We start from the raw sequence: 19,091 nt of genomic DNA on the forward strand, positions 1-19,091 counted from the left end.
ATTGCTATCATACCCGTTACATTTTATTATTTTGCTGTCCTATTTACTTTTTTTATTAGTCACATTCATTATTAAATATCTCAGCGTTCTAAACCTCGATAAAATTAGTCACCACTTCATTGAATTTATCCTTCTCATCATAAAAAACTCCATGTCCGCTGAATTGGAAAGGGACCAATCTGGAGTTTTTGATATATTGATTCTGAATTTCACCTAATTGAAACGGTACAACCATATCGTGAATACCATGAACGATTAAAGTTGGCACACAAATTGATCTTAAATCGTTAAATAAAACTTCCCTGATCCAGGTATTGGGAATCGCTGCTGTTGCCCATCCGGCCGCCTGTAAGCCAAGTTGAAAAAACCAATCGCTAAAAGCTTGTGAAATATGCTGATAAAAAAACATATCTCCAAATCCCCGTAACATCTGGGGACGGTCCTTATAAGTATTCTCGATTATATTCAGAACAAAATCTTTATCCACACCGTACGGAAAGTTTTGGCGTTTAATCAGGCTTGGTGCCGCAGCAGCAACAAGTACAAGTTTGGATACTCCGAATCCCTTGTGACGTCCCATATATCTGCAAGCGATCGCACCGCCGTTAGAATGCCCTAATAATGTAAAATCACACAAACCCAGTTCTTCCACCACACATCTTACATCATCTGATAGCCGGTCAAAATCATATCCTCTAAAAGGTTTATCCGAATCTCCAAATCCCCTGGTGTCGATTCCTATACAACGGTAACCCAATTTCGGGAGCTGGTCAAATTGATATTCAAACAATTTATGACTTCCTGGCCAGCCATGCAAAAATAAAATAGTTTTTTTTCCTTCCGGGTTTAAATCTTCAACAAAGTATTTTACATTAGGTTCAACCGTAACATAATATCCCATAGGAAACCTCCTATAATTCTATATATCTTTATATTTTATTCCTATTATACTTATTTGTGCTTATATGGAGACTTCCTAAATTAGTACCTGATTTACTGAGATTATTTTATGGTAGAAAAAAACCCATAACACATGGTTACGGGTTATATTTCTTATTGTCTGCTATTTTTTTCAATGTAGATTTTTAATGCCTTAATGGAAAGAATCAATGCATATATGACAAGAACCATGATACAAATAGACGCTGCCACTAAAAACAAATTAATGATTGAAAACGTATAAAGCATACTTCCCGCACTATTCATACTGCGAAACTCCTCTCATTGGGATTTATTTTACCATTATTATACAATATATATCACAGAGAAGCAACTGAGGTATAATAATATCGATATGTTTGGGGATTGGCGTATGTTTGACTTTATATTAATCGTTCTGTCCGGTTTTTAATGATTAACCCACTCTCACCGAAGGTCTGATTAATTCCCTTGTGTCCTTAGCAGCGGGAGCACTTTTTTCTTCTGTGGAAACTGACGGTACCCGGCGGCTGCTCTTTAGTGTAATCCGAGTCAGTTCAAAATAAGTTCCGCCGCCAATCAGAATCAGGGTATTATCATCTTTAATCAGGAAAGTGCATGCACTCACATCCGTATTCGTCACACTGATTTCCTCAGCAGAATCACCTTTTATCCCCAACCTGTCAAAACTCATACGGTAATTTGATATAAAGTCATTTGCTGTAACTTCTGTCTCTGTATATACAGGATCACTTACAACCTGGTCAATTAAGGATGGATCATCACCGAAACTGGTTGCCTGACTGTCTGTAAAACTCAAACTCTTTCCTACCAGTTTTTCTGCATCTTTTTTGCTATAGGTTCCGGCAGAACCATATGCCAGCACTTTATTTATCATCCAATCTCCATAATAAACCTGTTTATTATCAGAAACTCCTCTCACTTCTTCAGGCGCAGCAACAGTGGTATTATTTGGCGCTTCTTCAGCGGGGATTAAACTGTTATTATCTTTTGTTTCATTTGGTGAACTATCTGTATTGTTTTCGCTCTTACTTCCATTATTGTTTTCATTATCGCTTGCGGTATTACTTTCATTAAGATCAGCAGATTTTAATGGTTCTTCCGTCTGCGTAGTATTAACAGAATTTACCGTCTCATCTGAAGTATCTACAGAGCCTGTTATCTCTGTTGTGTCTGCTGTCTCTGTTGTCTCTGTTGTCTCTGTTGAATCCGCTGTATTTGGTTCTATTATATCCGTTGTTTTTTTACATCCGGTTAAACCAACTAAAGCAACCGTCAGAATTATTAGAACCGTTAGTAAGGTATTGGACCATTTACTTTTTTTATATTTGCTAATCATAAGTATTCTCCTTTTGTAACTAGATTTATTTTTACCGATTCCAGCAGTTGCAGGGATAAAATTTGATTCCGAAAAAAGCTTTATCAGTTTAATTATTGTACTGCCATAATTGTTGTACTCTTCTTCATTTATGTACCTTAAGGCTTCGGCATCACAGGATATTTCACAATCCTCATGGATTTTGTAAAATGCATACCAGATGAAAGGATCGAAAAAGTATACGATCTGTAAAATGGCAAGAATCCAATTTACCAGTACATCTCTCCTTTTATAGTGGGATAATTCATGAAGAAAAATATATTCAATCTCCGTATCGCTTAACTGATCCAGGTATGATTTTGATACCAGTATTTTGGGGCGAACCATCACATACAGGGAGGGAGTTCTTAATTTTTTCGCCGTGAGCAGTTCTATAGGTTTCCTAATATTCATTTTATATTTGCAATCATTAAGTATCCTACTAATTCTCTCATCTTTTAAACCTGTATAATTTTTCTTTACCTTTGCAGCAAAAACCAGGTTTAGACAAACCGTAAGAAAAGTAAGTATCAAAACAAAAGCTAACCATAAAACAGCCATTATGTTTAATACCAGACTCTGTTTTGGGATGTCTGCTTTGCCTGAATAGGATTCCAAAACAGAATCTGTCTGACCGGATTTCACATCATTTCCATTTGCTTTAACAGGTGTATTCGGAATGACCGTTATATTATCCGACTCTCCTTTATCCGGTGTTACATTATGAATGGGATGGTATCGTTCATTAAGCTGAATATTTATTTTCCCCGCCGCTGTATTAAACAAATTAAAAACACTTAACGAACTTTCCGGGGAATAGGGAATCAATAACCGTATCAGCAGTAAAACCCATATATAATAATGCCATTTCGGGCTTATGGTTTTATGAAAAACCTTTTTTACCATCAATATAAGTAAAATTAATATACTTGAAGTTGCTCCAAGATAAAGTATTTCTGTAAAAATCCCAGTTAAATATTTCATAATCCTTACCTTCTTTTATTTGATTTTAATAACTCTTGAAGCTCTTCTATATCCTGTTCCGTTAATTTGTCTTCTTTAATAAAATTGCTTACCAGCATATTTAAGGAACCGTTAAAGCATTTTTCAAGAAATGTTTCCGTTTCCTCTTTTACACATTCTTCCTCTGAGACTGCCGCATAATAGGAATAAAAGGTACTTTCTTTTTTCGCTGTTATAGCACCTTTCGCCACCAGCCGTCGAATTAAGGTATGTATTGTTTTGGGGTTCCAGCCTGTAACTGCCTCCAGTTCATCCACTATTTCACTTCCGGATATGGGTGACTTTTTCCATACAACTTTCATTACTTTCCACTCAGAATCAGAAATATTATTCATTCGTTTTCACTCCTTTCTCGTATTACAATTGTACTACACTTTTTCATATTACATTTGTAATACGGTTTTGTCAATAGAATTTTGTAATAATTTTTGACCAATTTAATCCAAGTTAGGAAATATATGTAATTTGTTATGTAATTTATCAACTGGTTTTTGGTATAAGCTGATTTAATAGGCTGGTTTATGAATAAGCCTCGGATAGATAATAGATTCGGATAAATGATATGCTTAGATATGTGATAAGCTCGGATATAAAAAATAAGCTGATATAAACTTAAGTTTTCATAATACATTGGATGTAATTCCCTCTTATTGATGGGAGAGATATTTACATTCCCTTGCTATATTAAAAAACTTAAGAATAATATCAGCCTTAGGATTAACCTTAAATTTAGTTTATTGTAGAACTAATCTTTTTCTTTGATTGGAAACAAAAGGTCTAATTGCAGATTCTCCTGTTCCGAATCCGGCAGGTTTATGTGGTTAACATAGTTTAGATGTTCTTCCAATAAACCAAACATGCACTCAGCTCCTCTATCTCCGATATTACTTTCATACTTGGGATTATTCTTTGTTACCCAGTCATTAAGAAGTCCCCATTCTTCAAACGCTCCCATAGGAATCATATGGGCAGCATATAATCCCCCTTCAAAATATTTTTTAGTAAGAGGCGCCGGCACCTCCATATCATCCGGGATAGTCACCCACATTTCATAACCGTGAAATCCGGTTTCATCAACCGGATTGGGACTGTTAAATCCATAATGCCTTAAATCCGGTTTTCTTTTAAACAGCCCGCTGCTTCGTACGAATTCATCCATTACCTCGTTTACATGCATTTCCGGTTCATCACCAACATATTGGTAAGCAGCTACCGCAGCCGGCGGTAAATAGATAATCCTTACATCTTTTAATTTTGTTAAACTCTCATTTGCTTTGTTTAAATCATCCATCGCATTTTCCTCCTTAAAATTAATTTTGGAGATGGCCAGGGAATCGACAATTTTTTGAATGGATTTGTCTTTAAACAGATTCAGCTTAATATCCAGATTGGTATTATCATTTAAATAATTGACAAAAGTCTGCAGTATGGAACGAATGGTAGACAACGCCGTAATTTCATCTTCCACCTCAATCAAATTCTGCCTGAATACCTCTAAAACTTTTCTGGAATTATCGCTTTCCAGTATAATAATAATCTGTTTCAGGGGAATTCTTAACTTACGCAAAATAATAATCTGCTGCAACCGGTTGATTTCTTCCTGTCCGTAAGTGCGGTAGGCATAATCCTCTTTTTTGACACTTTTCAGTAATCCAATCTGCTCATAATAACGTAGTGTTCTTGTTGAAATATGAAAGTTCTTTGATACCTGACTGATTGTTTGTAATTCCATGACTATCCTCCTCATATTTCAAAGTATAAAGTACGACACGACGTCAAAGTCAAGAGTATTTTACTTTTTCATTTATTTTTAGTTATAACACATTAATCATACGCTTTGGTACAACTTTCTTATTTTGATTGATTGGCTCCATACTCAGATAACCAATCTCACCCCTATATCCTTAACTGCTTAATCTTTTTATTATACTTAAGTATCATCCCTAAAAAGATACCGGCGAATAAAAATATCACGACAGAACTCCCTGCATTGAAACCGTTTACTTCTAAGGTGAATGTACTTACCTCAATCAAACCGGCAAATAATTCAACGATAAAAGCAGCTAAAAAGAAATTTCTGATTCGTATATAATGCTGCACTTGGGAGGCGGAATCCGTATATAAATCAAAGGCTCCGTCTGCAGCTTTTTTCCTTAAAAATACCCAACGGTACCATTGTGCGACATACTCTACCCCGTATTCCTCCATAAAGGATACATAATCGTATTTATCTCCCTCCCAGTTGTGGAGTAAATCAATCCTGTAAACATACTCTCCTTTTTCACATGGTTCAAAGGTATATAATCCAAGAAAAAACCTCTTTAAGGCATAACCTTTTTCACACATTTGATTCAGCCATTTTTCTTCTTTATCTTTATCGTAATACCAACGAAATATTTTCATTAAAATCCCTCCATCAATTTACTATTTTCTATTAATTCTTTCAACCGTGCTACCTCTTCTTTAAATATACTTCTCCCGGCTTCTGTAATAACATATTCTTTTTTTCTTCTGGAATCTTTCTCTTCCCGGTACAGTCTAATCCAGCCTTTATCCAATAATGTATTAATTGCACCATATAAAGTACCAGGCCCTAATATCAGCCTTCCATTTGTCATGTCAGAAACATTTTGTATAATACCATATCCGTGATTGGGTGATTTAACAGCTATCAGAATATAATATATTGCTTCAGTTAATGGGATATTTTTATCCACCTTTCACTCACCTCCCGATATATCATCTTGCGATATATTGAATATATCACCTGCCGATATATTTGTCAATACATAAAATTTCGTTATTGACTATTATAAAAAGTAGTTATATAATGTGACTAACGAGTCATATGACCCGATAGTCACATTAGAAGCACACAAAAGTCTCATATCAAAAGAACCAGAACTTCATAAGAACCAGAAGTATAATAAGAAAATGCTCTCGTTAATAATAAAAATAATGAAAGGTGGCGTTAACATGCCCAAAGAAACTTTTTCAAATTTACCTCTTGAAAAACAGGAGAAAATTATGAGGTCTTCCATCCATGAATTTCTGAATCATGGATTTGAAAAAGGCAATATTGGCAACATTGCAAAAAGTGCCGGTGTTGCTAAAGGCAGCATGTATCAATATTTTGAAAATAAAAAAGAACTGTTTTTATATTGTGTAAAGTGGTCAACCGAGCTGCTTCTGCAAAAAAATGAGCAATATATAACCTTGAAAGATAAAACTATGAATGTTTTTGATTTTCTTTATCAGAATACCAAAATTTCATGGCTGCAAATCAAAGAAGAAAGAGAACTGGTAATATTTATGCAAGACATATTTCTTGGAAAATACAGCGGTTTAACGGACGAATCCATGTCTTATATCACAGGGTTTGCAAATGAGCATTTATTAAATCTGATTCAGGATGGCAAAAACAACGGCTCTATCAGAACTGACATTGATGATACTATGATTTCTCTATTTTTGACAGGAGTATCCTTTAAAATAAAGGAATATATCATGAATAGGGCTAGAAACCTGGGTGAAGATATCGTTGATGAGGATTTTGAAGTATTTGAAGAAGAAATTAACGCTTTACTGGAACTTTTGAAAAATGGTATGGGAGGCAAGCAATAATGTTTATAAAAGTAGAAAATTTAATAAAGAGTTATACAACTGGAGAAATAACCACACAGGTTTTAAAAGGTGTGGATTTGACCCTGGATAAAGGTGAAATCGGAGTAATTCTTGGCCCATCAGGTTCCGGTAAGTCAACCTTATTAAATATAATCGGCGGAATCGACCGGTGTGATTCCGGTCTGGTAGAAGTAGATAAGGTGGAGGTCACAAAACTATCCGATCGTGCACTTACCGATTATCGAAGAGATCAAATCGGCTTTGTATTTCAGTTTTATAATCTGATACCGGACCTTACCGTAGGTGAAAATGTTGAAGTAGTTTCTAATATAAGCAGGTCTCCCCTTTCCACAGATGAAATATTAGAGTCTGTGGGAATGGCCGATAAAAAGCACCGGTTTCCGAAAGAATTAAGCGGCGGTGAACAGCAAAGAGTTTCCATAGCAAGAGCCGTTGTTAAGAATCCGAATTTATTATTATGCGATGAACCTACCGGGGCTCTGGATTTTGAAGCATCCAGAGAAATATTAAAATTATTGCAGAAAATCAATAAAAATTTCGGAACAACCATACTTATGATAACTCACAACTCAGCCATAAGTGCAATGGCAAACAGAGTATACAGGGTAAGAAGCGGTGAGATTGTAGAGAGTTCAATTAATAAAACTATGATATCTGCAGAAAGGATTGAATGGTAATGATAATTAATAAAAAAATAAAGAGAACCATGTTTCAAAGCAAATCCCAGTATTTTGGTTCTTTCGTTCTCATTGTTATAAGCTGTCTGCTATTTACCATGTTTAATATGCTTTCCGATAATATGTCCAATATTACTTCCTCCTTTGAAGATACGTATGTTCAGGAAGACGCAAATTTTATAACTGACAGTATCTTAACCAATATTCCAGAACTTGAAGAGAAGTTTGACATACTGCTGGAAGGCAGCAGTACTATTGATTATACCCTCTCTGATAATAAAATCTTAAGAATATTTTCTGAAAATACTAAAGTAAATTTACCGGCAATTATTAAAGGTAAAGAATTAAACGGTAATGATATTTTTATTGATCCTGCTTTCGCAAAAGCAAATAAATTAGCAATCGGCGACAATTTAAAAATATATGACAGGAATCTTACCATATCCGGTTTTATGTCACTACCCAATTATATTTATCCGCTGAAATCAGATGGAGACCTATTGCGGGATGCCAACAGCTTTGGAATTGCTGTAATCGGTGGGGATGATTTTCAATCTTTTAACAAGGGAAATAGCTTCTATTCCTTAAAATATAAGGGTGAGAAAAGTAATTTTGAAACTGTAATGACACAATTTAAAGAGTATTTAAGGAATGAAAATATTTCCATTCTAAACTGGGTGAATGCAGATGCAAATCTTAGAATAACTTTTGTACAGACAAAGCTTGGAGGTATCAATCAGGTAAGCTCTACTATGCCTACCGCTATTTTGCTACTTTCCTGTATATTATCCGGTATGGTAATGTGGAGACTGCTAAAAAGAGAGTCAGCAATCATCGGAACTTTGTATGCTCTGGGTTATAAGAAAAAGGAGATACAAAATCACTATTTAAGATATCCGCTTTCCGTCGCCGTAATAGGCGGTATTATTGGAACTATCCTTGGTTCTGTAACCTTAAAACCTATGCTGAATGTAATGGTAACGTATTTTAATATGCCGGTCGGTATCGTAAATTATAGCATAAAATATATTATAATTAGTATCCTTTTACCTATTGTTTTTCTTGGTGTTGCCGGATATATCGTAACCTACAAATCCCTAAAAAGTTCTCCTCTGGAACTTATGCGAGGCGGTGACTCCAATTATAAAGTTGGTTTCTTAGAAAAAAACCTGAAGTTAGATCGGTTTAAGTTTACTACCAAATTTAAAATAAGAGAACAGCTTAGAAGTATACCAAGAAGTGTCTTTTTACTTCTGGGAGTTGCGATTGCCACCATGCTGCTCCTTATCGGATTTGCAGCAAAAAGTTCACTGGACTATGTTATGGTGGAAGGGTTTAAACAAGCGTTTAAATACAATTATCACTATGTATTTAATACGCTTCAAACAGAAACACGGATGGAGGGTGAGGCTTTTTCCGAAGAACTGTTTTCACCGGAGTCTAATGATAAATTAAACTTAGCTGTCTACGGAGTAACTCCCAATTCCAAATATATTACATTTAAAGATAAATCCGGCAATCAGCTGAATACAAATCAAGTTATTATGACGAAACCATTAGCGGATAAGTTAAAAGTAAAGCCATCCGATACGGTTAAAATAATTAGTAAGACTGATTCCAAGGAATATAGTGTAACAATAGACAGCATTGCAGAAACCTATGTCGGTAACTATATCTATATGCCTTTGTCCCAATTTAACAGTATGTTAAATTATCCGTCCGGCAGCTATTTCGGCTTATGGAGTAAGGACAAATTAAACATTCCGGAAGACCAGCTGCTTGCAGCATTGTCCGTAGATGATATGAAAAATGCTTTTAATTCAATGACTCAGCCCATTCAGGCAACCGTAGGAACTATGGCTTTTATATCATTTATCATCGGACTTATCGTAATCTATGTGGTAACTTCTATGATTATTGAAGAAAATAAGGAGAACATATCCCTTATGAAAGTTTTAGGTTACCGGAAAAGGGAAGTTTATTCCATGATCTTAAACAGTTCGTCATTTTTAATTATTTTAGGATTTATCCTCGGTATACCGCTGTTATTCATGTCTTTAGGTTCTATGCTTAATTCCTTAACGAAAGATATGAGTGTGGCGCTGCCATTAAAAATTGACTCTATTTATTTAATTCTTGGATTTGTGATTATTTATCTTACCTTTGAGGTATCCAAGGCTTTAAGTAAAAAGAAAGTAAGTAAAATCTCCATGAACGAGGTATTAAAATCCAGATTAGAATAGTAACTCGAGAGTTTCAAGAAAAATGCCGGGATGTACACCGGCATTTTTTTAAGCATCTTCTTAACTTTTATTTCATTTTATAGTTTTCTTTTGCTATAGGATATTTTTTTAGAAAAGCACTGGTATTATATTCGTTATCCCTTGTGTGGTCACTGAAATCTTTTGCATTTTTTAAGAAATAATCATAACTTAACATGGGTTTACCGGTGTTTGTAATCGGGTCATCCCAGGTAAGGTCAATGTTGTACCATTTACCATTCACAGAGACGATATTCCACGCATGGGCCGCACCCCCTGCATATCCGGTAATGATCCGGCACTTAATTCCTGCTTCCGTAAACAGACGGTAAGCAGCTAACGCATAACCTTCACAAACCGCTGATTTATTTATTAAAGCATCATAAGCGGAATGCTTCTCCAGACTCTGGTCATAACTGGTTTTCTTAATTATATAATCATGAATGGCTTTGACTTTCTGATATTCTGTTTTATTTTCCAGATTTAAAGAATCCAGGATACCTGCTATCTTCTCATCTACAGCTTTCTCCTGTTTTAAAGTTGTTCTGTAGACAGCCGAAAAGGTCAGTTGCGCTGTATCTCCCTGACTGCTCCACTGCCAATTTGTCCTCCAGCTGCTTATTGATAAATTAAGGTAATCTCCGTCTTTTGATGTTTTCTTATCATCAAGGGCCGCAACAGCACTGAACATATCTGCATTTCTTCCAATCTCGCTCATCACATCCATATCTGTTGTTATTGTAAACTTAACTTTATGTGCTAAGAGATTTTTTTTGATAATATTATATACCTGTTCTTTTGTTGTATAGGTTTTAGCGCTTGCTTCCATTGGTAAGGTAAGAAATAACATAAATACGAGGAAAGAAACGATTATTTTTTTCTTCATAGGCTTCTCCTTTGTTTACTTATCAGTTAATAGTCACCGTATAAGATTTATTATATCAAATAATGCAGGTTAAGAAAAGCAAAATGAGCTAATGGGAATTTTTACTTATAAAATAACAAAACCCCTGTAAAAATGATTACAGGGGTCTTGTTTAATTTCCGCGAAAGCAAAGTGAGAATTAGCAAGCTTGCTTGTAATAATTCCAACGCAAACGCGAACCGGAGAAACTCGCAAAACGTGTTTCTTCTGGTTATTTTTCTACAACTCCGCTTTCGACTACCAGACTTTCCGGATCGGCAGCGTCACCATATACCGGTGCTAAGGTTTCATTATAATCTTTGTGGAAGAAATTATCTTTTCCTAAAGTTACGATTTCATCATTCAACCAGTTCAATAATTCCGTATTTCCTTTCTGAACCGCCGGTGCAATCGTATCCAGGTTACCCAAGGATTCGATTCCTACTGTAAACCCTTTATTTTCAAGTGCCCATGCAAGAACTTCCGTATTATCTGTTGAGAATGCATCTCCACGGCCGTCTAACAAAGCATTATAAGCCTCAGAATATTGATCGAATTTTAATAATGTAACATCAGGATAATTTTCAGTAAAATAAGTTTCTGCTGTGGTTCCTTTACTTACGATTAAAGTTTTACCGTTCAACTGTTCAGGTGCTGTGATTAATGCATTATCCGGAGATACCACACCTAACGCTACTTTCATGTAAGGTTTTGCAAAGTCAACCTGTTCTGCTCTTTCTTCAGTAACAGTAAAATTGGCAAGAATAATATCTACTTTAGCAGTAACAAGATATTCTACACGGCTGGCTGCTTCAACCGGTACATATTCTACTTCTACTCCTAAATCTTTTGCGATCTGGTTACCAAAATATACGTCATAACCCTGGAATGCGCCATTTTCATCCACATAACCAAAAGGTTTTTTATCACTGAATACACCAATGACTATCTTACCGCTTTTTTTGATTTCATCCAATGTTCTTGCGGTTCCACCCTGAGCGGCTGTTGTTGTATCGGAACCGGTATTTTCTTTCGTATCACTTCCTGTTTTACTTCCACAGCCAGTAAATGCTGCAGTTATTAATGTTAATAGGAATAGTAAGGTAACTACTTTTTTAAATTGTTTCATTTTATTCTCCTCTTTTCCTGGTTTTAACCAAATATTTTGCCGGACAGATTCGTTATCTAATCTGTCTTTCTATCTTTAACACCTTTAACGGTAGTCAAAGCAATCATTCGCAATCCGCTACGCTGGGAAGCGGGGACTTACTTAATATGATTAAATTCAAATACATTTAAAAACTTCCTTGCCCTCTCCGTCTTTGGATTGGTGAAAAAAGTTTCCGGGTCACTTTCTTCTACAATTTCACCTTTATCAAGAAAGATAATCCGGTCTGCAATCGCACGGGCAAACTGCATTTCATGAGTAACGATAAACATGGTACTGCCTTCTTTGGCAAGTTCCAGCATAACATCTAAAACTTCTCTTACCATTTCGGGGTCCAGCGCTGCGGTAACTTCATCGAATAACATAATCTCCGGATGCATACATAATGCTCTGACTATGGCAACTCTTTGTTTTTGGCCGCCGGATAACTGCCTGGGGTAAGCATCTCTCTTTTCAAATAAGCCAACCCTTTTTAACAAATCTTCTGCTTCCTTAATTACTTCTTTTTTATCTCTATCCTGTGCTTTTAAAGGCCCTAATAAAATGTTATTCAGAATTGTCAAATGGGGAAACAGGTCATAGCTTTGAAAAACCATACCGATTTTCTGCCTGATAAGATGCATGTTTTTCGTTTGGTTACTGATGATTTCTCCCCTTAGGGATATCTCTCCTCCCTGTATACCCTCCAATCCGTTAATACATCGAAGCAAAGTGCTCTTTCCGCATCCCGAAGGACCAACAATAACTACAACTTCACCTTGCTTTATATCTAAGGAAACACCTTTTAATACCTCTAAGGTATCAAAGCTCTTCTTCAGGTTTCTAATTTCTAAAATAGCTTCTCTCTCACTCATTGATACACCACTGCAAATCCTTTCTGATTATAATCTAGTTTCGCAATTACCTATTTTTTTTCTAGTTCTTCCAGGCTTTTTCTAATTTCGAAGAGAGCAGGGAAATCGGATAACAAACGATAAAATAAAAGAAAAATATTACTCCATATATCCAAAGGGCCGCACTCGGTACGGATAAACGGGACGCCTCAATAATCTGCTGCCCTACTTTCACTACCTCTACAACGCCGATTAAAGCAATTAACGATGTGGTTTTTATCATTCTGGTAACCAGATTAATGGCCAAAGGCACTAGTCTTCTTATGGTCTGTGGTATGATTATATAGAAGTAAATCTGCAATTCCGTAAGGCCAATTGCCTTACCGCTTTCATATTGATGCTTTGGTATGGATGAGAGGGCGCCTCGCACCAAATCTCCCATTTCTGCAGTTCCCCATATGGAAAATACAATAATCGCTGAAACTTCTCCGGATAGATGAATTCCAAAGGCTTTGGTCACCCCAAAATAAACGATAAATAAAAGAACTAATTGGGGCATGATACGTACAAATTCTAAGTAACTTCTGGTTACTGCCTTTAGGATCGGATTTTTTATAGTCATGACCATCCCAAGGATAATGCCAAGAACTATGGATATTGCTACTGCAATTAAAGAAATTCCTATGGTTAAGCCCAATCCCTCTAAAAGTCTAACGAAATTTTTACCCTGAAACAGAACACTAATCCCCAAATCCCGCATGTCTTAATTTCCTTTCTATCAATGTAAATAAGATTGAAACCGGCAATAAAATTATTAAATACGCGATTACCAGCATTAGTAATGCCTCATTTGTTTCGTAATACAGTCCGATTAAATCTTTAGCCGTATACATGAGGTCCGCTAAAGCAACCGCACTGAAAACCGAAGTTTCCTTTATTAAAAAGATTGTATTTGCTGCAAAAGCCGGTACGGATATGGACACGGCCTGGGGCATAAGTACATATCTGACAACTTGGAGTTTGGTCAGTCCAAGGCTTAAACCTGACTCCAGCTGACTATCCGGAACTGCTTCCAATCCACTTCTGAAAGCTTCCGACATATAACTGCCCCCGAGAAAAATGAGGCCTGCGATGGCACAGGTTTCGGAACTCAACATAATACCTATCTTCGGCAATCCGAAATATAAGAAAAATAACTGAATCAATAATGGAGTATTTCTGGAAAGTTCAATGTATACTCCTATAACTCTGTGCAATACCGGTATTTTATAATAGCGAATCAAGCTGCACAGGAAGCCTACCACAATTGAAAGTATAATTCCAATGAAAGCAATTCGGACTGTAAGTTTTGCTGCTTCTATATAAAGTGGAATATATTCATTTATAAAATCCAGATTCATTTCGTTGCCCTCTCTTTATTACCATCCATTGATCCTGTGGAATTTACTTTTATATAGGTGAATGAAGTATTTTTTTGCAGATGTTAAATATGCTATAAGTGCATAAAAAATAGCAGTTGCACCTGCACCTGCTTACGGAATTTTTGCACCTTCGTAAGATTACTATAAAACTTACGCATCTTAAACTTGCATGCATTATTCCGTAAAACAGAAAATACACATGCAACAGCAGCTCTTGATATCATTATGGATTTTATTATTTCGATTCATTATTTCCTTCATCTATTTATCTCCTCTGCTGATTTAAATCCCTTTAATTCATATCATTTTTATATGAATTATATGATATTGGTATTTTATATTAATCCTATGCATTTGTCAATGCTTTTTTAAAGATTTTTTTACTATATATTCGGGACAAAACACCTGGCCTTCCGGAGTCTGAATTTTCTGTAAAATAAAAAAGCGTACTATTCAAATGAATAGCATGCTTTTTATAAACTCCTTCATATTATTGTATATCAAGTAAAACCTCAAGCTTGTCCGCTGCAGGATTATAGCCATTTGAGCAATTTACCGGTAAAACGGAAAATTACAGACGGTAAGGTGATAATAATAGAAATCGCCAAAGCGATTACAACTGCTGTCTGAAAGGTATCCATTCCATTAATTAAGACCTTATCAAATTGACGCTGTGTTATTTCATATGCAGTATAATAGATACCAGCTCCAGGTACTAAGGGAAATATACCGGGAATTAAGAAAACAGTTAAAGGACATTGCTTAGACACTGCAAAAGTTCTGGATAGAAACATTACCATAATTGCAGCCAAAAAATTTGCTATCATTTTACCGGAGGTAATATGATAGGTCAATAAATAAACCAACCAACCACAGGTTCCGGTTATTCCGCAATATAAGAAATACTTTTTCCTTACATTAAATAATATAGAAAATGCAACTGTTCCTATAAAAGCCGAAATTAATTGTAAAATCATCTTCTTCGATCACCTCATTATGCTCCATATTACACCAACACCGATTGCTATACTAAATGCAACTAATACCGAATCCAGCATTCGTACGGCTCCTGAAATATAGTCATTTTCAATAAAATCACGGACGGCGTTGGTAAAAGCAACACCAGGTACTAAGGGTATAATAGATCCGATGATCATCTTATCAATATTATCTCCAAGGCCTAAATTATAAGCACTAATCGCCAGTATTGTAACGATAGCACTTCCCATAATATTCTGTATGGCCTTAGTGACATAACTTTTCATAAATAGGGTCATTGTAATACCTAATATAATTCCTAAAAATAATGAAACAATGGAGTCCGTTACACTTCCTCCCAAAAAATAACAAAAGCTGCTGCCAAGGCCATATGCCGCTATCTGAACTTTTGACGGATACATCTTTTTATTCTTAAGCTCCAATAATTTATCCAATGCCTTATCAACATTATAGGTTTTTTGTTCAATCTGTCTGGAAATCTGATTTACTAATTCTATTTTTTCTAAATTGGTAGTTCCTGTGGGTATATGCTTAATTTTAAACTGATGTAAACTTTTATTTCCCTGGGCAGTTACAAAAATTCCATTGGCAATTACAAAGGTATCAATATCAAGTCCATAAGCTTTTGCAATTCTCTCCATGGTATCCTCAACACGGAATATCTCTGCTCCGTTACTTAATAATAATTCGCCCGCCAAAACTATAACATTAAATACTTTGTCCTTTTTATTCTCATTGGTATCCACTATGTTCACCCGTAATTAATTAAATTAATACATTCATCATATAGCACGTTTTAATACATGTCAATAAATTTACTCCGGTGCACAAAAATGAAGGGGCTGGGGCACTAAATGCGGCGCCCTTTTTCATTAGAGATGTTTACATTTTGGGTATCAAAATAGCGTGTGATTATTATCCAACAGAGGCACGGTCTCACTCGTTTGCCGCCATCGGTACATAAGGCCGTGGCAGATAAATTATTCTGCCACAACCGAAGTACCGATGGCGGCAAACGGTCTCTTAATAGATTAATAATCACACGCTATTCTTTTACAAATCACTCAAATCCAAAATACCGCTTTATTCCTAAGTATATCCCATTTGCAAACTGGTATTGGTTGTCTCTAAGCTTCATGGCATCGGAAAGATTCGTTACGTACGCTAACTCAATTAATATGGAATGCATATTCGTTCTACGTAAAACATACAGGGATGGATTTACCCGTACTCCATTATCATTTGTTCCAACCGTTTCTGTGACCGCATTCAATACCGCGTCTGCCAACCAGTTAGATTGGGTACCAGTCCTGTAAATATAAACCTCCGTTCCGTTAATGTCCGGATCCGGATTGGAATTGCAATGAATGCTGATAAAATAATTTGCCGGCCATTCATTTGCCAAACGGACTCTTTCCTGTAAGCTGGTAGTATTGTTGGTACCAAGAACCGTATCAGGTGTTGGCCTTGAGACACGGGCTTCAAATCTTGAATCACTGTTTAATAAATTCTGTAAATAGATACCTACCTGGTAATTAACTTCCGATTCTGTTACACCATTGGCCTCCGCACCACTGTTAAAAGTTCCACTGGGATTGTGACCTTGATCTATAAATATCTTAATAGGCAAAGGAACACGTCCTTTCTTATTTGCTATATTATTATATTCCATTAAACTAAAGTTGCTACAGTGATTTTTCTATAGTGTTTTTCATTTCGCCTTTCCTAACCTGAATTTTGGTATTACCATCTCTGCATCATTTGTTGTATTTGCCATAACTTACACTCTAAATAAATTTTTAGCTTAATCCTTATAGGCTAAGGGAGTATCGCAATAGTCACATTCCTTGGTTTTCCCCTCTATAACCTCACTGCTAGCCCCGCAATTAGGGCATTTTACCACTTTTCTTCTTGGTTCTTTTTGAATTGTTTGTTGAGCTGGTTGTTGCATGTTAACCTGTTGGTTTTTGTTTCTGCTTCCCGGCAATATAACTTCCTGCAAAGTCAGGTCAATGTATGCCCCGGGAAGAAACCGCTGTCAATCATTTCCCGTAGATCTCTTAGCGCAGTTTCGGTTGACACTCCGGCTGCATTAGCAATATTTAAAATATCTGTCTGATTTGCATAAATAATCTGGCAATATTTACTATACCGTTCACCGAGGATTTTCATTTTCTTAGCTCCGCGGAGGGTAAGCGCCCCTCCTCCGAGGCAAAGTGTAACCATGATAAATATCATGCCAACTACAGATTCCCCGTTTTCAGTCTCCATCCCACCGGTAACACCAAGTAATAAATATATGATTCCTAATACAGTCAAAATCCATCCAAGTACATTTACAGTCCTGCTATTCCTCAATGTTTCCGTTTTATCTTCCGTTAACCTTCTATAAATGAAATAAATACCTACCGGAAAGAAGAATATACACCATAATATGGTTGCAATAACGGATGTTCTTTTCTTTTTTGCATATGCCATAATGTTATCTCCGTAATTAATTCTTTATCGGTGAGCCGCAATATTCACATTCGCCGACTTTATCTTTTAAAACCTTATTGATTCCTCCGCAGCTTTTGCAGGTAACCGTTACATATTCTGCCTTCTGATTTTGTATATTTGATACAGCATCACGATACTGTGGAACTTCACTACTACTGCTTGTCTGGAATACAACCCGGTTATTGGCTTCATCTATGTAAGCGCTAACAAAAAACTTTTTATTGATCATATTCTGCAGATTAGCCCTCACAACATCCTGTGAAGTATTTACCGAAGCCGCCAAATTTTCTATGGACCCTGTCGGGTCTACCGATAACCTGGCAACATATTCTTTGAAATTCTTTAATAATTTTTTTCTCTTCCTGCCTAGCTGAATAAGCCAGAATCCTAATGCTGTAAATAGCCAGCATATAATAATAGCCGCGGCTCCGTCTTTTTCATGATCAAACGTACTCATAATAGCTACCAGTCCAAAAAGTGCAGCAATGATTGCTCCGAAAATATATTCTACTATTTCCCATATACCGTATATCACAACAGCCGCTTTTGAGTTCTTCAAGTTTAAATACCCCCCTGTTTTGTATTTTTTACTTCCATTTTACGTCTGTTTACCAGTAATAACATATCATCTAATAAGGCATTGGCCTTTTCCTCTTTCTGGTCATTTTCACTTAACAGGATAAGTTTTAATGACTCTATCTTGGTTTCTATCTCTGTATCTGCAGCCACGGTAGTTGATATGTCACTGTATCTGATATCTTCCGCAATTCTCTTGATTTTTTCGGAATAAACTTTATTATGCCTGTCATCAGCAAGCATTTTCAATTTATCCGTAATCCTGGTTATGGTTTTTTCAGCGGATAACAATTTATCACTGGTATACTTCACACTGGTTGATACCTGGTAAGCGATAATAAGCAGAATCACTAAAATTGCAAGTGATACAATCTGAATCGCAGCAAAAACCTTGTAAGCATGACTTTGTGATACCATAAACAGCAGCGAAACCGCAATTGAAATTAAAGGGATCGCTATCAGCGCACCGCCTCCAATCGCACTCATAACTATCAGTGATAGTTTAGTTGAAATCGATTCAAGAAATACCAATCCGCCAAACGTAGCGATTTCTGCCAGTAAAATCGAACAAAAACCGGCCCAGGTCATGGTACTTCTCTCACTTGTCAATAAAAAAAACAGTAATATAGTTACAACAACACTGATTGCACCAATAATTGATAAAGTTTTTCCTCTTTTGTTCACTGTTTTTTGCCCTCCATTTTTATAAGCATTTAAGCATATATTCTTTTTAATAAGCATTTATTCTTTTAGTAAGCAATCTATTTTTAATAAGCATCAAAATTCATA

22 protein-coding genes are annotated in these 19,091 nt (G+C 35.9%); 3 read left to right on the forward strand and 19 right to left on the reverse strand.

The genetic code is table 11. The features are described 5' to 3' along the window. Window positions 1-88: 88 nt before the first annotated feature. The 7 genes from Ana3638_RS02170 to Ana3638_RS02195 all read right to left on the reverse strand — a co-directional run bounded on the left by Ana3638_RS02170 (window position 89) and on the right by Ana3638_RS02195 (window position 6,036). Window positions 89-901 carry an alpha/beta fold hydrolase gene (locus Ana3638_RS02170; protein WP_161836589.1) on the reverse strand — a complete coding sequence of 271 codons (813 nt, stop codon included), beginning with the start codon at window positions 899-901 and terminating at the stop codon, window positions 89-91. Between the two features lie 152 nt (window positions 902-1,053). Next, window positions 1,054-1,206 (reverse strand): hypothetical protein, encoded by a 153-nt coding sequence (locus Ana3638_RS24555; RefSeq protein WP_202621672.1) that lies wholly within the window; start codon window positions 1,204-1,206, stop codon window positions 1,054-1,056. 148 nt (window positions 1,207-1,354) lie between these two features. Next, window positions 1,355-3,280: a M56 family metallopeptidase gene (locus Ana3638_RS02175; RefSeq protein ID WP_161836590.1), complete on the reverse strand. Its 1,926-nt coding sequence runs from the start codon at window positions 3,278-3,280 to the stop codon at window positions 1,355-1,357. A 5-nt stretch (window positions 3,281-3,285) separates the two neighbouring features. Further along, window positions 3,286-3,654, reverse strand: a complete 369-nt coding sequence (locus tag Ana3638_RS02180; RefSeq protein ID WP_161836591.1) for a BlaI/MecI/CopY family transcriptional regulator — start codon at window positions 3,652-3,654, stop codon at window positions 3,286-3,288. Between the two features lie 410 nt (window positions 3,655-4,064). Next, window positions 4,065-5,051 (reverse strand): effector binding domain-containing protein, encoded by a 987-nt coding sequence (locus tag Ana3638_RS02185; RefSeq protein WP_161836592.1) that lies wholly within the window; start codon window positions 5,049-5,051, stop codon window positions 4,065-4,067. 164 nt (window positions 5,052-5,215) lie between these two features. Continuing rightward, complete coding sequence (locus Ana3638_RS02190) at window positions 5,216-5,722, reverse strand: DUF2812 domain-containing protein (RefSeq protein ID WP_161836593.1); 507 nt, start codon at window positions 5,720-5,722, stop codon at window positions 5,216-5,218. After that, complete coding sequence (locus Ana3638_RS02195) at window positions 5,722-6,036, reverse strand: PadR family transcriptional regulator (RefSeq protein ID WP_161836594.1); 315 nt, start codon at window positions 6,034-6,036, stop codon at window positions 5,722-5,724. The genes Ana3638_RS02190 and Ana3638_RS02195 overlap by 1 nt, the downstream gene beginning before the upstream one ends. A 259-nt stretch (window positions 6,037-6,295) precedes the next feature. Between Ana3638_RS02195 and Ana3638_RS02200 the strand changes: the two genes are divergently transcribed. The 3 genes from Ana3638_RS02200 to Ana3638_RS02210 are packed head-to-tail and all read left to right on the forward strand — an operon-like array spanning window position 6,296 to window position 9,884. Further along, window positions 6,296-6,943 carry a TetR/AcrR family transcriptional regulator gene (locus tag Ana3638_RS02200; RefSeq protein ID WP_161836595.1) on the forward strand — a complete coding sequence of 216 codons (648 nt, stop codon included), beginning with the start codon at window positions 6,296-6,298 and terminating at the stop codon, window positions 6,941-6,943. Then, window positions 6,943-7,641, forward strand: a complete 699-nt coding sequence (locus Ana3638_RS02205; protein WP_161836596.1) for an ABC transporter ATP-binding protein — start codon at window positions 6,943-6,945, stop codon at window positions 7,639-7,641. The genes Ana3638_RS02200 and Ana3638_RS02205 overlap by 1 nt, the downstream gene beginning before the upstream one ends. Next, entirely contained in the window at window positions 7,641-9,884 is a 2,244-nt protein-coding gene (locus Ana3638_RS02210) for an ABC transporter permease (protein WP_161836597.1), read from the forward strand. The genes Ana3638_RS02205 and Ana3638_RS02210 overlap by 1 nt, the downstream gene beginning before the upstream one ends. A gap of 67 nt (window positions 9,885-9,951) precedes the next feature. On the opposite strand, the gene Ana3638_RS02215 is transcribed toward Ana3638_RS02210, so the two are convergent. From Ana3638_RS02215 to Ana3638_RS02270, 12 genes are all read right to left on the reverse strand, one after another. Beyond that, complete coding sequence (locus tag Ana3638_RS02215) at window positions 9,952-10,788, reverse strand: transglutaminase domain-containing protein (protein WP_161836598.1); 837 nt, start codon at window positions 10,786-10,788, stop codon at window positions 9,952-9,954. A 250-nt stretch (window positions 10,789-11,038) separates the two neighbouring features. Then, window positions 11,039-11,935 carry a cysteine ABC transporter substrate-binding protein gene (locus tag Ana3638_RS02220; protein ID WP_161836599.1) on the reverse strand — a complete coding sequence of 299 codons (897 nt, stop codon included), beginning with the start codon at window positions 11,933-11,935 and terminating at the stop codon, window positions 11,039-11,041. Between the two features lie 137 nt (window positions 11,936-12,072). Then, the gene (locus tag Ana3638_RS02225) at window positions 12,073-12,828 is read right to left on the reverse strand and encodes an amino acid ABC transporter ATP-binding protein (protein WP_161836600.1); all 756 of its coding nucleotides are present in this window, start codon (window positions 12,826-12,828) and stop codon (window positions 12,073-12,075) included. Window positions 12,829-12,889: 61 nt separating this feature from the next. Further along, window positions 12,890-13,567 (reverse strand): amino acid ABC transporter permease, encoded by a 678-nt coding sequence (locus Ana3638_RS02230; RefSeq protein WP_161836601.1) that lies wholly within the window; start codon window positions 13,565-13,567, stop codon window positions 12,890-12,892. After that, complete coding sequence (locus Ana3638_RS02235) at window positions 13,548-14,207, reverse strand: amino acid ABC transporter permease (protein ID WP_161836602.1); 660 nt, start codon at window positions 14,205-14,207, stop codon at window positions 13,548-13,550. The genes Ana3638_RS02230 and Ana3638_RS02235 overlap by 20 nt, the downstream gene beginning before the upstream one ends. A 554-nt stretch (window positions 14,208-14,761) precedes the next feature. Next, on the reverse strand, window positions 14,762-15,205 hold the full coding sequence (locus Ana3638_RS02240) for a threonine/serine exporter family protein (protein ID WP_161836603.1): 444 nt from the start codon (window positions 15,203-15,205) through the stop codon (window positions 14,762-14,764). Between the two features lie 9 nt (window positions 15,206-15,214). Next, window positions 15,215-15,973, reverse strand: a complete 759-nt coding sequence (locus tag Ana3638_RS02245) for a threonine/serine exporter family protein (RefSeq protein WP_161836604.1) — start codon at window positions 15,971-15,973, stop codon at window positions 15,215-15,217. Between the two features lie 314 nt (window positions 15,974-16,287). Next, window positions 16,288-16,899 carry an N-acetylmuramoyl-L-alanine amidase gene (locus tag Ana3638_RS02250; protein WP_330587812.1) on the reverse strand — a complete coding sequence of 204 codons (612 nt, stop codon included), beginning with the start codon at window positions 16,897-16,899 and terminating at the stop codon, window positions 16,288-16,290. A gap of 132 nt (window positions 16,900-17,031) precedes the next feature. Continuing rightward, window positions 17,032-17,178, reverse strand: a complete 147-nt coding sequence (locus tag Ana3638_RS02255) for a hypothetical protein (RefSeq protein WP_161836605.1) — start codon at window positions 17,176-17,178, stop codon at window positions 17,032-17,034. Window positions 17,179-17,231: 53 nt separating this feature from the next. Continuing rightward, on the reverse strand, window positions 17,232-17,705 hold the full coding sequence (locus Ana3638_RS02260) for a DUF2975 domain-containing protein (RefSeq protein WP_161836606.1): 474 nt from the start codon (window positions 17,703-17,705) through the stop codon (window positions 17,232-17,234). Window positions 17,706-17,721: 16 nt separating this feature from the next. Continuing rightward, on the reverse strand, window positions 17,722-18,285 hold the full coding sequence (locus Ana3638_RS02265; protein ID WP_161836607.1) for a Clp protease/crotonase-like domain-containing protein: 564 nt from the start codon (window positions 18,283-18,285) through the stop codon (window positions 17,722-17,724). 2 nt (window positions 18,286-18,287) lie between these two features. After that, window positions 18,288-18,986, reverse strand: coding sequence for a hypothetical protein (locus Ana3638_RS02270; RefSeq protein WP_161836608.1), 699 nt, complete (start codon window positions 18,984-18,986; stop codon window positions 18,288-18,290). Window positions 18,987-19,091 lie beyond the last annotated feature (105 nt).

Origin of the sequence: Anaerocolumna sedimenticola (assembly GCF_009931695.1) — a bacterium.
GTDB classification, from domain to species: Bacteria; Bacillota; Clostridia; order Lachnospirales; family Lachnospiraceae; genus Anaerocolumna; species Anaerocolumna sedimenticola.

Bases quoted from the DNA above. Each gene is read 5' to 3' on its own strand.
- Ana3638_RS02185 (WP_161836592.1), bottom strand. From the start codon at position 5,051: ATGGAATTACAAACAATCAGTCAGGTATCAAAGAACTTTCATATTTCA.
- Ana3638_RS02225 (WP_161836600.1), bottom strand. From the start codon at position 12,828: ATGAGTGAGAGAGAAGCTATTTTAGAAATTAGAAACCTGAAGAAGAGC.
- Ana3638_RS02240 (WP_161836603.1), bottom strand. From the start codon at position 15,205: ATGATTTTACAATTAATTTCGGCTTTTATAGGAACAGTTGCATTTTCT.
- Ana3638_RS02190 (WP_161836593.1), bottom strand. From the start codon at position 5,722: ATGAAAATATTTCGTTGGTATTACGATAAAGATAAAGAAGAAAAATGG.
- Ana3638_RS02170 (WP_161836589.1), bottom strand. From the start codon at position 901: ATGGGATATTATGTTACGGTTGAACCTAATGTAAAATACTTTGTTGAA.
- Ana3638_RS02250 (WP_330587812.1), bottom strand. From the start codon at position 16,899: ATGGAATATAATAATATAGCAAATAAGAAAGGACGTGTTCCTTTGCCT.
- Ana3638_RS02205 (WP_161836596.1), top strand. From the start codon at position 6,943: ATGTTTATAAAAGTAGAAAATTTAATAAAGAGTTATACAACTGGAGAA.
- Ana3638_RS02260 (WP_161836606.1), bottom strand. From the start codon at position 17,705: ATGGCATATGCAAAAAAGAAAAGAACATCCGTTATTGCAACCATATTA.
- Ana3638_RS24555 (WP_202621672.1), bottom strand. From the start codon at position 1,206: ATGAATAGTGCGGGAAGTATGCTTTATACGTTTTCAATCATTAATTTG.
- Ana3638_RS02200 (WP_161836595.1), top strand. From the start codon at position 6,296: ATGCCCAAAGAAACTTTTTCAAATTTACCTCTTGAAAAACAGGAGAAA.
- Ana3638_RS02220 (WP_161836599.1), bottom strand. From the start codon at position 11,935: ATGAAACAATTTAAAAAAGTAGTTACCTTACTATTCCTATTAACATTA.
- Ana3638_RS02230 (WP_161836601.1), bottom strand. From the start codon at position 13,567: ATGCGGGATTTGGGGATTAGTGTTCTGTTTCAGGGTAAAAATTTCGTT.
- Ana3638_RS02180 (WP_161836591.1), bottom strand. From the start codon at position 3,654: ATGAATAATATTTCTGATTCTGAGTGGAAAGTAATGAAAGTTGTATGG.
- Ana3638_RS02235 (WP_161836602.1), bottom strand. From the start codon at position 14,207: ATGAATCTGGATTTTATAAATGAATATATTCCACTTTATATAGAAGCA.
- Ana3638_RS02255 (WP_161836605.1), bottom strand. From the start codon at position 17,178: ATGCAACAACCAGCTCAACAAACAATTCAAAAAGAACCAAGAAGAAAA.
- Ana3638_RS02175 (WP_161836590.1), bottom strand. From the start codon at position 3,280: ATGAAATATTTAACTGGGATTTTTACAGAAATACTTTATCTTGGAGCA.
- Ana3638_RS02215 (WP_161836598.1), bottom strand. From the start codon at position 10,788: ATGAAGAAAAAAATAATCGTTTCTTTCCTCGTATTTATGTTATTTCTT.
- Ana3638_RS02210 (WP_161836597.1), top strand. From the start codon at position 7,641: ATGATAATTAATAAAAAAATAAAGAGAACCATGTTTCAAAGCAAATCC.